This is a genomic window from Bacillus sp. FSL K6-1005 (genome assembly GCF_038000225.1).
Classification (GTDB): Bacteria; Bacillota; Bacilli; order Bacillales; family Bacillaceae; genus Bacillus; species Bacillus mojavensis.
This window is the reverse complement of record NZ_JBBOBP010000001.1, coordinates 188285-202655: the sequence shown is the minus strand read 5'-3', so window position 1 is coordinate 202655 and position 14371 is coordinate 188285. Positions and strand designations below refer to the sequence as shown.

Below are 14371 nucleotides of genomic sequence, written 5' to 3'. Positions count from 1 at the left end.
GTAATCATCCTTTGCTTTAGGTTTGAATAGAAGAAATCACGCGCGCCGGGGTGCCTACAGCCGTTACGCCGTCAGGGATGGAGCGGATCACCGCAGAGCCTGCGCCGACGATGCTCCAGGAGCCGATTGTGATCTGCGGAATGACGGAGGCCCCGGTGCCCACATGAGCCCCTTCTTGAACCGCAATACCTCCAGAAAGCGTGGCGCGCGGAGAAAGATGGACGAAGTCGCCGATCTGATTGTCGTGCTCTGCGATCGCGCCCGTATTGATGATACAGTGGGCGCCGATCCGAACATCCGCCTGAATAATCGCACCGGCCATAATAACCGTTCCTTCCCCGATGACAGCCGATTTGCTGATGATGGCTGACGGGTGGATTAATGTGATGAAATCTTCTTTATATAATCCCAGCCGCTCCGCCAGCTGTTTTCTGACGCTGTTGTTTCCAATTGCAATCACAAACATGACGTCAGGGATCAGCCTGCGCACTTCAGAAATGGCTTCCGAGGGGCCTGTGTACAGCTCACTCCCGGCAACAAATGTGCTGAATTTATCGTCCAGCACCGCAGCTAAGCGCGTGTCTGAACGGGCGCTTATGAGTTCTCTGATCACCTTTCCGTGACCGCCGTCTCCCACAATGGCCACGTTTCTCATGAAGACACATCTCCGCTTCCTGTGAAGCGTTCTGCCGTCACATGATTGGTTTGCTGAATGCCTTCTGAAACAAGAACTTTGCGTACCGTCAGACATAAAATTTTCAAATCGAGCAAGAATGAACGGTTGTCAACGTACCAAACATCCAGTTCAAACTTCTTTTCCCAGGAAATCGCGTTTCTGCCGTTGACCTGCGCCCAGCCTGTAATCCCGGGCTTCACCTCGTGGCGCCGTGCCTGCTGTTTTGTGTAAAGCGGCAGATAATCCATCAGCAGCGGCCGAGGGCCGACGAGACTGAGGTCTCCTTTCACTACATTCAGCAGCTGCGGGAGCTCATCAATGCTCAGCTTTCTGATCAGCCTGCCTGTTTTCGTAAGCCGGACTGCATCCGGCAGCAGGTTGCCCTCACTGTCCCGTTCATCCGTCATCGTTCTGAATTTATAGAGGGTGAACGGCTTCCCCCCCAGGCCGGGCCGTACTTGTTTAAAAAAGACAGGCGATCCTATTTTCAGCCTGACAATGGCGATGGTGAAGAGAATGATGACACTCGTGCAGCACAATAAAAGAATAGCGGCCGTCAGATCAAAAAGACGTTTCAGGATCAAATATTTACAGCTCCTTTCGTTTTTCTAAACCGTTTCAGCACCATCTGTCGTTCTTCTTTCGTACAAACAAGCATAAAAGCGAAAACCGCGTAGCAGCAGCTGACAGCGGCACCTGCAGCAATCAGTGATGTCCAGCTTTCAATGGTGATACATAACTGGATGGCCTCACAAACCGCCCATGCAAACAAAGCGGCAAAGACCGGACCGAACATGCCTGTAAAAAACACATGTTTTTTGTAACCGGTAATGCGTGAGACATAAAGCGGCGTAAAGATAACATTTTTCAGCACAAGCGATATTGCCCCGGCAAGCGTAATGCCGTAAAGCCCAAGATGAGCCGGCCCGCTTAATGTGACCGCCAGCACAACATTCACTGCGCCTAACAGCAGAGTGACGAGCGCCGGTGTTTTTTGTTGATTAAAGGCGGTCCATATATAAAACAGCGGCATAAAGGCAAGGCTGACCGCCAAATATCCGGCGTGAATATATAATAGCGGCGCTACAGAGGAAAAGGACGGTCCAAGCCAGATCGTCAGAAAAGGCCCGGCCAACCCCCCCAATAATGCAGCCGGAAGCGCAAGCAAAAGCCCGTTCAGTCTCACTGCCTGATTGGCGTACTTGACCAAGCCGTCCATATCGCCTTTTGAATAATAAGAAGTAATGACAGGCGCAAATAGAGATGCGACTGTTCCTGCCAAACTGCGCAGCAGCAGCGGAAACTGGATAATCGCCGCATATTTTCCCGCTTCAGACGCACCCAGCACCAAGTTGGCGGTTAATAGGTCGATCTGCAAAAAAAGCAGCACGCCGATCTGATTGACTGAGTTCCAGGTTCCTGCCTGAAACAGTTCCTTGCTTACGCGAAATGACAAGTCTTTCAGCTTAAATGAAAACCATGGAATCAGTTTTCTAAAAAAGTGGAAAGACAGGATAGACGCTATGACGGCACCGGCTAAAGCAGCAAGCTGAATCTGCCAGATTTTTGGCGTGAAGCAGGCAAACAGCGCCAGCACACACAGCACGCGGATGAGCATTTGCACCGCCTGAATGGAACTGGTGATATACAGTTTGTTTGCATAAAACGGCGCCGCTCCAAACCCCGCCATCAAAAAAGTTAAAAGAAACAGCAGACTTCCAATCAAAATCGACAGCCGAACATCAGCCAAAAGATCCTGTGGGACGTTCATGACGCGGTCAATAAAAAAAGCCGCACTCATAAGAGGCAGCAGAAGCAGCAATGAAATCAAAATAGACGCAGCCAAATAATTGCTGATATACGCATTTGCTTTTTCCTGCTCTCCCCTGTGGGCTGCGACAGAAAAAAAACGCACAACCACGGAGCTGAGCGCCACCGTGATAATGGAAAAATAATTAATCACATTTTGTGTTAAATTCACAAAGCCGAAAGCCTCCACACCAAGCGTTTTGACAATAAAAGGCGTCATCCAGACAGACAGGAAGACGGACAAAAGAAAAGCTGTGAGATTGGCGCTGAAGTTTATGGTGAATTTCATGCCTGCTTTGCACTGCCTTTCATGGTTCCGCGAGTCTCAAAAAACAGCTTGATGAGAAAGATCAGCCGCCATTTGCACAGCGCTAAGACCAATCGCTCGCCTCTGCCTAATTTCTCATGCTGGAACGGTGTGTGTCTGACAGCCTGCCGCACCATGTCATAGGATAAAATCTGTCTGATCTGTTTTTTGATGTCTTTCGGCGGCTGCGGTGAGGCACAGGCGTTTGCCAGAAGCATCGGAAGCTGGTGCTTGCAAATATACACATCCAAATCTTCTTTGCACACAGCCGATAAGCCGCGCTGATTATAAAATGCGATTTTGGCTTGATATTGTTTTTGGATATTTTCATCCATCGCAGGTTTATAAGGAATTTCCGTCAGGCTGTTCGGATTTTCACGGTATATGTACAAGCCTTCATCCAGCATTTTTACCCGCTCGGCTTCATAAAAAGCAGATAAATTAAAGGGCGAGTCTTCAGCAAAACGGATGTCTTCATCAAACCACAGGCTCGCCCTTTCCAAAAGCTCACGGCGATACACATACCGCCATACATACCAGATAAATCTCGTTTCGTGGGCTTGTTGGAGCTGCTCAGCTATATCCGCTTTTGTCAGCACACGGCCTGTTTCGAGCTGCGGCGGCACGTATACCTGCCTGTCTTCGGACTGTTTATAAAATCCGCAGCCAGCAATATCGAGCCGGTGCTGCTCTGCTTCGTCTGCAAGCCTTTGAAACATGGCGGGAGAGACATAATCGTCTCCGTCTACAAACCCGATATACGTACCCCGCGCCGCTTTGATTCCCGCGTTTCGAGCCGAACTCAAGCCGCCATTTTTTTTATGAATGACTTGAACTCTTGTATCCCGTTTCGCGTATGCCTCTGCCATCTCACCAGATCGATCGGGTGTTCCATCATTAACCAGGATAACTTCTATATCAGAAAGCGTTTGGGTCAGCAGCGAATCGATGCAATCTTCAATAAAAGGTTCAACGTTATACATTGGGACAATAATGCTGACGAGCGGTGTCATCGTGCTTCACCGCTGATTTTATCGCGCAGCCCTTTAAAATACATGTCCCGCGGAAAGCCGGCACGGTTTGTTTCTTTTGTCAGCAGCTCTTTCACTGCGGCTGTCACACGTTCCGGCTCCGGCTGTTCAATCAGCTTCATCATTGGAATCTCTTTCAGCCATTGGTAGCCTTCCATGACTTTGTGATCAAAAGAACGAATCACGACACATGGCGTTCCTGTCAATGCACAAAAAATCATGCCGTGCAGCCTGTCAGTGACAACGGCTTCAGCACTCTGCAGCATAGACCAAAGCGCTTCCAGCTCCTGTTCCCGTGTATCGCGGCTGACCCGGCGCCCGACCGTTGTCGTAAAAGCTTTGATCTCGCCAAATTCATCAAAAAGAGCGGTCTTCACACGGTTTCTCTGTTCCTTCTGAAGCACGCTTTCCTGATCCTCGCGCAAACATATATACACCCCTTCGCGTTCCGCAGAGGCATTGCTTCTATCTAAATACAGCACCATATCGGGCTGCTTCAGAATCTTTTTTTCTTTAAAATGCTGCTTCATAAATTGGTACGTAGTTTCATCACGCGCCATCAGCAATAAACCGGGGTGCGCGTTATAAATTTTCTGCGCCCGTTTCAGCTCTTTTCGTCCCTTTTTCGTATCAGAAAAATGAACGGTTGCCGGAAGCTGGACGATTTGATAATCATGAAACGTTTTAATGATAAAGCGGCGCGTCCACTCTTCATACCGGTATAAATCCCCCATGTTTCCGCCGCCGATGATAAAGACCATATCCTCCGGGTGGCGGGAGCGAATCAGCGCTTTTGCTGATTTGTATATGTCCTTCATATCGACCTCAACGATTTCAAAATCGGAGTATTCCTGCTCAAGAAACGCTTTGCTGGCATAAGCAATGGCATGATCCCCCAAATTATCATGGGAAGGCAGCAGGGTCAGTATGATTTTCTTCTTATGTGCGGCAGCCTTTACCGGCTGATCGGCCGCACCCAGCAAAAATTGGGACGGGTACTTAACCTTTAGCAGCAGCCATTCTGCAAGATTGATTTTCAATGAATGTAACGACATCTCTTCACCCTCTGATTTTCATTTTGTACTCGATCACTCGCTGATACACGGCGGACGCCATGGCAACGAACGGAATCATTCTGTATTTCGCCATCAGCAGCAAGCATGACCGTTTTGCGTCAAAAGGCGCTGTCCCCGTTTTCGACAAGCTGCCTTGAAACACCGGATCAGCGCAAATCACGCCGACCGTTTTGAGCCTTTCCAAAAGGCGCCGGCTGCCGCTTGTTTTCCATTCGTTCAGCAGACAGATGGTGCTATGGAGAACGATAAAGAAATCAAGCTCCTTACGGTACTCCTCCAGCTTGTTGTTCTCCTGTAAAAACGCTGCGTTCGCCTGATACAGCGCCAGTCCTGATTCAAACAGTTTTTTCTGATAACCCTGCACGATGGAGGAAAGGTGAATTCGGTAATGGTAGAGAGGCGCTTCTACATAGGAAACCGAGCGGGCGAAAAAATGTGCCCTGAAGCTGAAAAACTGATCCTCGACATGCTCCAGCTCACCTCTGAGCGGGAACGAAAGCCGGTGCGCGTCAATCATACTTCTTCGATACAGTTTATTCCACGAAAATCCCCTGACCTTCCCTTCGAATAACGCCTTGATATAGGACTCCTTGGGCTGATCCCGATAGGTTTCTGCAATGTCTGAGACAACGGTTTTTTCAGTGTCCTCAAACTCTGCGGCGTAGTTGCAAATCACCAGATCGGTTTCCTCTGATGCTGCCTGAACCATTTGCAAGCAATAATCAGGCTCGATCCAATCGTCTGAATCTATAAATGCCACAAATTCTCCGCGGGCCGCCTCGATCCCTTTGTTCCGAACAGCACCGAGCCCTTGGTTTTCCTGGTGAATGACTCTGAATCGTTCATCCTTTTGCGCATATTCTTCCGCGATGTCCGGGCTGGCGTCTGCCGAACCGTCATTGACGATGATAATTTCAATATTGTCCAATGTCTGGTTCTTTAACGACTCAAGACAGTTTCTGATATAGGTTTCTGTATTATAAACAGCGACTAACAGACTAACCGCAGGTGTTTCCATAATGACCGGCTCCTCTTGCATAAATTACCGGGAAAAAATCGTTCTGTACGGCAGAACAGATGAATCAACCGGCATAAGCAAATAACTGTATAAAAAATAACAAACCACAATGGCGATATAGATCAACGCATTCGATTTCTCATCAAATATTCTGACAAAATAAGGAACTAAGATCATTTGATACAGCCCGAAGTAAATATTAAATCTGGCAAAGATCACGTCCTTTGTGGCCAAGAGACCGAATAAAAACCCGAGAAGGCACAAATTAACGACAATATCGATTTGCGGCCACAGCTTTCGGAGACGCTCTCTGTAACAAAAGGCCAGAAACAGCGGCAGGACCAAAACAGCGATTTTGACCACATTCATTCCGTTTGTATTGGTCATTAGCCACTTTTCATAATGGCTGTATGAACTGTTTTCAAGCACAACGACAAATACCGAAATAAATTTCTGGTATAAAAAGGTCATGCCAAGAAATAAAGCTGAGAGACCGAATATTGCCGGTGACCAGGCTTTTCTTCTGACAATAAAATAGACCGGAATCATCACCAGCGCCGAGGAGTGAAAGAGCGAACTGACCAGCACAATCAGAAAGTAACGCTTCCAGTTTCCATTGATGATATAGCGAATCGCCCAAAACAAAGCGGCTGCCACCATGTATTGTCTGATTCCGTTAAAGGATGCGTAATAATGAAAGGTTCCTAAAAATAAAAAGACGCTCAGCTCAAACGGTCTGCCGTAGTCTGCCAGCGTCTTGATAATAAAGATATAGGTCACGGCCGCAACAGTGACATACATGATTTGCGGGTCCTTCGTGATGAAATTCATCAGCCATAACAGCGCGGTAAAGCCCGGATCTGTTGCCGTTTTCGCTGTGCCAAAACCGAATATCTGCCAAATGCTTTGATAGTCTCCTGCCATTTGATACAGCAGCGTATACGTCTGAAAATCTGTACCGACCCTGTAACGCAGCCCTGAAACAAGCACAAGTGAGGCAAGCGGAATCCAAATGAGAAGCTTGTTCGGTCGATAGCCCGTAGCAAGTGACCCATCCCGGCCGCCGCACATTTTAGCAAACCAAGACCAAATATATACAATTCCCATATTGACGACATACACAATCATTTTTTATTGTCCTTTTTCAGTGCTAATCTGATATAAATTCATCAATGCACCTACATTTTGCTGCGCATCATAGCCGAGTTTTGCAAGGGTGCTTTTAACGAGCTCCCGCTTCGGCCTGCCTGCGGCGGCCGCTCTTACAATCGTTTCAGCCCAAATGTCCATCGGCTTAGAGAGACTCACCCTTTTCACAAGTCCGAGCCCCGTATCGACTTTTTCTGTGATCGTGTCTGAAATAATACACGGAAGACCCGAAGCTTGCGCTTCCACAAGCACAACAGGCAAGCCTTCGTACAATGACGGCATGACAAATACATCAAAGGTGCGCATGAGCTCATGAATGTGTTCTTCAGTTCCTAAAAAGAGAACATCGGAAAGCAGATTCAGCCGCCGCGCTTCCTCCTCCATCTGCTCCCGCAGCGGACCGTCTCCTGCAAGAACCATCTGAAAGCGAACTCCCCGTTTTTTCAGGTGAACGGCAAGCTTCAGCAAAAACGCGTGATTTTTCACTTCATGAAATCGGGCCACATGACCAATGATCAGCCGGTCAGACGCTATGCCGCGTGCTTTTTTTTCGTCATCGGGCGCCTGCCCGGCTGGAGAGAACAGATCAAGGTCTATTCCGTTCGGCAGCAGATGAACCCGCTTCCGCTCCATATTGGATCGCCCGAATAAAAACCGTCCCGCATCCTCTCCGCAAGCGCACAATTCAGTCGCATATGACAAAATGAGGCGTCTGAACACCATCAGCTGCAGGCGGTCCTTCCAATTGAAGGCGGTCTTCCACGAGGTGTTATGGGAATGGCATACTCTGACCTGCACTCCAGCTAGCCTTGCCGCAAGCGCGATAAAGCCAGTTTGAAAATCTGTGTGCGCATGAACCGCGCTGAACGGCCCGTTTTCTTTTATTGTGTTTCTTACATTCTTCACAAATGTGATGGGATTGCTTTGTCCGATACTCGGGACATAAAAAAGCCGTCCGCCTAGCGATAAAATTTCTTCATCATAAGCGCACGGATCATTTCGATAGGTTAAAAAATCAAATTGCACCTTGCTTCTATCCATTTTCCGATATAAATTCATGACCATGGTTTCCGCGCCGCCCCTGTTCATGCCGCTGAGAACATGGAGCACGCGCTGTTGGCTGTTATTCATGCTTCACAAGCCCTTCCTTCTGATTCATCACTCTTTTTTTATGGTAACGATTCATCACAGCAGGAGGCATAAACGCGCGAATGAGCGGTTTTGCGATATATATGTAAGCGGAAAAAGGAAGCTTCAGGCGTCTGCAAGCCTGGTATACAAGAATGGCGTTGTCGATTGAGTAGGTAAAAGACCGCCTCTTGAATGCGTCGCTGTCTTCCCTTACTTTATACAGCGCTTCTTGGAGGTTATAGCCTCGAAAGCCCTCTTCAAAAAAGCGGAGCCACAAATCGATATCCTCCATTCGCCTTGTCCGCCGCACCGAACGATAGCCTTTCAGCGTCTGGTAAGCGCTGGCTCTCATCATGATTGTCCCATGGCAAAACGGCGTCCCTTTCGCCATAATGGCCGGATCCGGAACAGAAGGCAGCATCCGTGTGCCCCTTACGCCAAATTCATCAAACACAAGCATGCCGGTGCCGACCACCTGGTAGTGCCGATGCTTCTCTAAAAAGGCAACCTGCTTCTCCAGACGGCGCGGAAAGGACAGATCATCTCCGTCCTGGCGGGCGATATACTCGCCTGTCGCATAAGAAAGACAGTGATTTAATGAAGCGGCAAGCCGCTTGTTTGTTTGATTGTGAATGAGCTTGATGCGGTCGCTGTAATGAGCGGCATACTGCTTCGCGATACGGAGCGTGCCGTCTGTTGACGCATCATCGCACATGATCAGCTCCCAATTTTTATAGGATTGGCTGAGAATGGATTCAATGCTTTCCGCCAAAGTGGATTCACAATTATAAATGCCCATAATGACAGAAACTTTCGGTCCTGAATTCATACGCTTTTCTCCTTTTTATCCATGTACACGGAATAAATATCTGCCATTTCTTCTACCGTTCGCGCTTCAGAAAAGCGCAAGGCTGTTTGGCGGCCTTCCTGTCCAAGTGATCTGCGCAGTTCCGGCTCAAGGTAGAGCTGTTCAATCCGGTCAGCAAAAGCAGCGCTGTCGCCCATTTTGATGAGGAAACCGTTTTTTCCGTCACGGATGATTTCCCGGTGTCCGCGGTTATCAGTGGCAATTGCCGGCTTTTCCGCCGCCATGCCCTCAAGCACATTCATGCCGAGGCCTTCTCTGATGCTGGATGCGACAGAAACATCCGCAAGCTGGATCAGCTCGTGAATATCGCGGCAAAAGCCGTAAAAGCAAACATTGCGGGAAGCTCCTAGCTTTTCAGCTAAGTCCCGATACGTTTGTTCCATCGCTCCTTCTCCGGCAAAAACAAGACGGAGCTCAGGTATCTTATCTTTCAGCAGTGCTGCAGCTTCAATTAACAGCTTCTGATTTTTATTGAGGTTCAATTCTGCCGGATAGATCAATATAAAGTCGTCTTTTTGGAAGCCGTGCTTTTTTCTCAGCCTATGCTGCTCTTCAAGGCTGGCTGGCCTAAACCTGTCTGTATTAACGCCGATGCCGTGAATTTTTTCTGTCATCCCGCCCGGTCTTTGAAGCCCTTTCGCTCGCGTATAATCTTCTTCATTTATGGTGATCAGGCAGTCTGTATAGGCAGAAAGCCATTTTTCAACCGGATAATAAAGGACCCAATTTTTCATCGGCGCTCCGCTGCAAAAATGAAATCCGTGTGCGGTGTAGAGCACCTTTGTTCCGTTTCGTCTCGCTTGCCTTGACGCAAGCCGTGCGAGAACGCCGCCGACCGGCGTATGGCAATGGACGATGTCGTACTCGTTGGTTTCGATCACTTTCTTCAGCTGTCTGTAAACGGTAAGGTTCTGAGGATGGAAGGGTGACCTTCGGATCGGAATGGAGAATTTCTCATCGACATACGGCAGCCGCGTCTGCCCGCTCGCAGCAACGTGAACCTCCCAGCCCAATTGTTTAAACCATTTAAAGTAAGGAAGATGAAAGGCTTTAAAATGATAATCGACAGTGGCACAAAATAATATTTTTTTCGTCATCTTCACTCCCCCTAACGAATGCCGGCAGCCGTCATTTCGTTTGATGTGTCTATTGCCGCAAACAGCCGCTCTCTGAGCTCGGCTTCCGGCAGCTGATTGAAATCTTCTATAAAACGCATCAGCAATGGCCAGTCGCCGTCCACCGCTATGCCGATATGGATTTTCGGGAAAACTTGCTCGGCATGAACTTCATTTTTGTTCAGTAGCTCCTCATACATTTTTTCACCCGGGCGAATACCTGTGAACTCAATTGGAATCTGCTCCGTCGTGTAGCCAGATAAATGAATGAGGTTTTTGGCGAGATCGACAATCTTCACGGGCTCTCCCATATCAAGAACAAAAATCTGCCGGCCTTTCGCCAGCGCTCCAGCTTGGATGACAAGCCGTGACGCTTCGGGAATGGTCATAAAATAGCGGGTCATCGCCGGATGTGTCACTGTAACGGGACCGCCTTTTTCAATCTGTTTCTTAAAAATCGGAATGACGCTGCCCCTGCTGCCGAGAACATTGCCAAAGCGAACCGCAACGAATTTCGTTCTGCTGAATTTCCCCAGATTCATAATAATCATTTCGGCAAATCGTTTCGTTGCTCCCATTACATTGGCCGGGTTCACCGCTTTATCCGATGAAATGAGCACAAACGTCTCTGTCCCGCACATATCTGCCGCTTCCGCCACGTTTTTTGTTCCGATGATGTTGTTTTTGACTGCCTCTTCAGGGTTGTGTTCCATTAAAGGCACGTGCTTATGGGCAGCCGCGTGATAGACGACGTGCGGTTCGTATTTTTTCATTAAGGTAAACATTTTGTCACGGTCTTGCACATCCGCAATTTCCGTGTGGAACACGATGTGTTTTCCGAATCGTCCATTCAGTTCAGAATAAATAGAATGAATGCTGTTTTCCCCATGGCCGAGAAGAACGATTTCCTTAGGCTGGAACGCACTGATCTGCCGGCAGATTTCCGAGCCGATTGAACCGCCCGCTCCGGTGACGAGAACTGTTTTTCCTTTGATGCGGTTTGAAATTTCGCTTGTGTCGAGGGTTACCGGCTTCCTGCCTAGCAGATCCTCGGCCTTTACATCTCTGATTTGACCGGCAGTGCGCGTTCCAAGCAGCATTTCATCAAAATGAGGCATGATTTTGATGTTCACTCCGGTTCGCACGCATTCTTTGTACAGCGCCTGCAGTTCATGGGTACGGAGAGAAGGAATCGCAATAATGATATAGTTAATTTTGAGCTTTTGTACCGCAGGCATGATACTTTCTTTTCCGCCGATGACGGGCAGCCCCATCATTTCCAGCTTATGTTTCGTTTGATCGTCATCAATAAAAGCGACAGGTGTAATGTCGGGATCATCTTTTTGCAGCAGCTGCCTGACCATCAGGGTTCCGCCTGATCCCGCTCCGATAATCAATGCGCGGGCCGATGTGCTGCGTTTTTTTCTGATGCTTTCTTTTAAGATTCTCGATAAAACGCGGGTTCCCCCAATGAACAGAAGCTGAAGCACCCAGCACGCTGTTAACAGCCGGAAAAACATCGTATGATACACAGCGTACTGTATGATGCCGGTCACAGCGGCTGAAATCGTAATGACCTTAAGCAGAGCAATCAGTTCGCCGAGTCCGGTGTATGTCCAGACCTGTTTATACTGATGGAACAGGATAGCACATACATGATAGCTGAGGAGCAAGCTGACTGCGGTAAGCAATAATGCTCCGGAGTCATAAAATTGATAAGAATCTTTTAAAAATTGATATCCTGCAATAACTGAATTTAAAACGAGATAAGTATCCAGCGCGATAATCATTGACAGTCTTCTCCGGTAACTCAACCTTTTCCCCCCTAATACTTTTATCGGTTTAGCTGCGGCGGTTTTCGTCTTCTAAAAAATCGACAGCAGCTAAACCGATAACATTTCCTATGTATATCAAATAAGTGGGCATTTAACCCGTCCTCACGCCCCGCCAGCGACGACCAGCATCTAAGGCAGCCTGTTCAAGCTGCCCACAGCGGAGCCGAGTGCCTCCATTGATACAGGTAAGGAGACATCACCTAAAAGCACAAATTAATAGGAATAGTGTTCTGATTTTTTCATTTTCTTTTTATTTAAAAGAGCACCTAACAGCTTTGCATTGGATTGCTCCAGTGCGTCCTTCGCTTTCAGGACGGTATCGGTTTTTGTTTTTCCGCTTAAGACAACGAGCACGCTTCCATCTGTCTGGTTCGCTAAAATTTGAGCGTCCGCGACAGCTAAAAGCGGAGGAGAATCAAAGATCACCAGACTGAATTGGTCATAGATATCTGATATCAAATCTCCCATTGCTTTCGAGGATAACAGTTCAGCCGGATTCGGCGGCGTCGGTCCGCTTGTCAGCACATATAAGTTATCGATCGGTGTCTTTTGCACCGTTTCACTGAGAGAAGCATTGCCGACCAGCACATTTGTCAGCCCGGTCAAATTTTCAACCTGAAACGTCTGGTTAATTGTCGGTTTTCTTAAATCGGCATCCACCAGCAGCACTTTCTTTTCCTGCTGCTGCGCAAAGACTGCCGCAAGATTCGCTGCACTGAACGATTTTCCTTCACCAGGCACAGAGGAGGTGACGAGAATGGACCGCAAGTTGGTCTGTACGGATGAAAACTCAATGTTTGTCCGAATGGTGCGATATTGTTCCGCAACAATTGATTTATGATGTAAAACGGATATTTGAGCCAAACCTCGCCTTGCTTTCTTTTTTCTAAAGACCACTCACTTCACTCCTCGAAATGTTTTATCCAACCCTGCGATTCCGTTTCTTTTTGACATCAGGGACAGAGCCCAAGCAGGGCAATCCGGTTTTCTCGCTGAGCTGCCGTGCGCTTTTGCACGTATCATCGAGAAAATGCAGAAAAAATGCCAGTGTAATGCCGCCCATCACGGCCGCTCCAAAAGCCATGACCATATTTCTCATCCGGGACGGCTTAATCATTGGGCTTTCAGAAGCCTTCGCCTCTGAAAGAATATGTACGCCTTGCACATTCATTCTTTCATCTACTTCTTTTTCAAACTTGTTCACTAACGTGTTTGCAATCTTAGCCGCTCTCTCCGGATTGTGATCCTGAACGGCAACGGTGATGATTTCCGATTCATTTTCACTGCTGGTCATCACTTTTCCTTTCAGCGAGGAAGCCGATTCAGAAAGATGCAACTCCGCCTTGACCTCTTCCATCAAGGCCGTGCTTTTGATAATCGATTGAAACGTGCTGCTGTATTGAAGATTTCTCTGAATGTCACTGAGATTCGAGTTTTCTTCACCGTCTGATTCATGAATCAGCACTTGAGTCGACGCCTGATAAGTCGGTGAAATGACCTTAAATTGGACAAAACCTGTAATAAAGGTGACGCCTATTGTGATGAGCAGAATCAGCACGAATCTATGTCTGACAATTGCGTATAACTCTTTAAAACTCATATTCTCATTCATATATTCATAGCCTTCAGCCTTCTCACGGCTGGCTTCCCGCGCCCCTTTCTGTTAATGATTGGATTATAAAAGAAAACTTTATTATTTAAAAATTGCAAAATAAGCCAATAAGTTCTCTTTAGAGAACAAAATCATGATTTTCCTCTTATTTACTGCACTTCCCTTATTATTTTAAATTTTATAAAGAACGAATAATTCCTTATAATGAACGAAATAACGACAGGAATAGAGGAGAATTTCATATTATGATTGGAAGAATTATCCGCTTGTACCGCAAAAGAAAAGGCTATTCTATTAATCAGCTGGCTATTGAGTCAGGCGTTTCTAAATCTTATTTAAGCAAGATTGAAAGAGGCGTTCATACGAATCCATCCGTTCAATTTTTGAAAAAAGTATCAGCAACCCTGGATGTCGAATTAACAGAATTATTTGACGCCGAAACGATGATGTATCAAAAAATCAGCGGCGGAGAGGAAGAATGGCGTGTGCATCTTGTACAAGCTGTTCAAGCCGGAATGGAAAAGGAAGAATTGTTCACTTTTACGAACAAGCTAAAGAAAGGGGAGCCTGAAACCGCCTCCTACCGAAACCGAAAGCTGACAGAATCGAATATAGAAGAGTGGAAAGCGCTGATGGCGGAAGCGAGAGAAATCGGCCTGACGGTTCAGGAAGTCAAATCCTTTTTAAAAACGATGGGAAAATGAATATCGTAGAAGGGCTGAGGTTCGCATCATCAGGACAAAT

General features: G+C 47.4%; 14 protein-coding genes. 1 reads left to right on the top strand and 13 read right to left on the bottom strand.

All coding sequences use genetic code 11. The features are described 5' to 3' along the window. Nucleotides 1-16: 16 nt before the first annotated feature. The 13 genes from NST16_RS00960 to NST16_RS00900 form a co-directional block, all read right to left on the bottom strand. The gene (locus NST16_RS00960) at nucleotides 17-655 is read right to left on the bottom strand and encodes an acetyltransferase (RefSeq protein ID WP_326332027.1); all 639 of its coding nucleotides are present in this window, start codon (nucleotides 653-655) and stop codon (nucleotides 17-19) included. Then, the gene (locus tag NST16_RS00955) at nucleotides 652-1260 is read right to left on the bottom strand and encodes a sugar transferase (RefSeq protein ID WP_010331947.1); all 609 of its coding nucleotides are present in this window, start codon (nucleotides 1258-1260) and stop codon (nucleotides 652-654) included. Before NST16_RS00955 ends, NST16_RS00960 begins: the two co-directional genes overlap by 4 nt. Next, nucleotides 1257-2774 carry an MATE family efflux transporter gene (locus NST16_RS00950; RefSeq protein ID WP_340883567.1) on the bottom strand — a complete coding sequence of 506 codons (1518 nt, stop codon included), beginning with the start codon at nucleotides 2772-2774 and terminating at the stop codon, nucleotides 1257-1259. The genes NST16_RS00955 and NST16_RS00950 overlap by 4 nt, the downstream gene beginning before the upstream one ends. After that, nucleotides 2771-3805, bottom strand: a complete 1035-nt coding sequence (locus NST16_RS00945) for a glycosyltransferase (protein ID WP_340883565.1) — start codon at nucleotides 3803-3805, stop codon at nucleotides 2771-2773. Before NST16_RS00945 ends, NST16_RS00950 begins: the two co-directional genes overlap by 4 nt. Next, nucleotides 3802-4878, bottom strand: coding sequence for a polysaccharide pyruvyl transferase family protein (locus NST16_RS00940; RefSeq protein WP_340883563.1), 1077 nt, complete (start codon nucleotides 4876-4878; stop codon nucleotides 3802-3804). Before NST16_RS00940 ends, NST16_RS00945 begins: the two co-directional genes overlap by 4 nt. 4 nt (nucleotides 4879-4882) lie before the next feature. Further along, the gene (locus tag NST16_RS00935; RefSeq protein WP_340883561.1) at nucleotides 4883-5917 is read right to left on the bottom strand and encodes a glycosyltransferase family 2 protein; all 1035 of its coding nucleotides are present in this window, start codon (nucleotides 5915-5917) and stop codon (nucleotides 4883-4885) included. A 24-nt stretch (nucleotides 5918-5941) separates the two neighbouring features. Continuing rightward, on the bottom strand, nucleotides 5942-7045 hold the full coding sequence (gene epsG, locus NST16_RS00930) for a biofilm exopolysaccharide biosynthesis protein EpsG (protein ID WP_010331952.1): 1104 nt from the start codon (nucleotides 7043-7045) through the stop codon (nucleotides 5942-5944). A gap of 3 nt (nucleotides 7046-7048) precedes the next feature. After that, nucleotides 7049-8197: a glycosyltransferase family 1 protein gene (locus NST16_RS00925; RefSeq protein ID WP_326329895.1), complete on the bottom strand. Its 1149-nt coding sequence runs from the start codon at nucleotides 8195-8197 to the stop codon at nucleotides 7049-7051. After that, entirely contained in the window at nucleotides 8190-9026 is an 837-nt protein-coding gene (gene epsE / locus NST16_RS00920; protein WP_326196706.1) for a glycosyltransferase EpsE, read from the bottom strand. The genes NST16_RS00925 and epsE overlap by 8 nt, the downstream gene beginning before the upstream one ends. Beyond that, on the bottom strand, nucleotides 9023-10162 hold the full coding sequence (locus NST16_RS00915) for a glycosyltransferase family 4 protein (protein ID WP_340883556.1): 1140 nt from the start codon (nucleotides 10160-10162) through the stop codon (nucleotides 9023-9025). Before NST16_RS00915 ends, epsE begins: the two co-directional genes overlap by 4 nt. 11 nt (nucleotides 10163-10173) lie before the next feature. Beyond that, nucleotides 10174-11994 (bottom strand): polysaccharide biosynthesis protein, encoded by a 1821-nt coding sequence (locus NST16_RS00910; protein ID WP_340883554.1) that lies wholly within the window; start codon nucleotides 11992-11994, stop codon nucleotides 10174-10176. 234 nt (nucleotides 11995-12228) lie between these two features. Continuing rightward, entirely contained in the window at nucleotides 12229-12912 is a 684-nt protein-coding gene (gene epsB, locus NST16_RS00905; RefSeq protein WP_168748808.1) for a protein tyrosine kinase EpsB, read from the bottom strand. Nucleotides 12913-12934: 22 nt separating this feature from the next. Continuing rightward, nucleotides 12935-13627 carry a YveK family protein gene (locus NST16_RS00900; RefSeq protein WP_010331958.1) on the bottom strand — a complete coding sequence of 231 codons (693 nt, stop codon included), beginning with the start codon at nucleotides 13625-13627 and terminating at the stop codon, nucleotides 12935-12937. A gap of 245 nt (nucleotides 13628-13872) precedes the next feature. Here NST16_RS00900 and slrR point away from each other — a divergent pair, with 245 nt between their 5' ends. After that, entirely contained in the window at nucleotides 13873-14331 is a 459-nt protein-coding gene (gene slrR, locus NST16_RS00895; protein WP_010331959.1) for an HTH-type transcriptional regulator SlrR, read from the top strand. Nucleotides 14332-14371 lie beyond the last annotated feature (40 nt).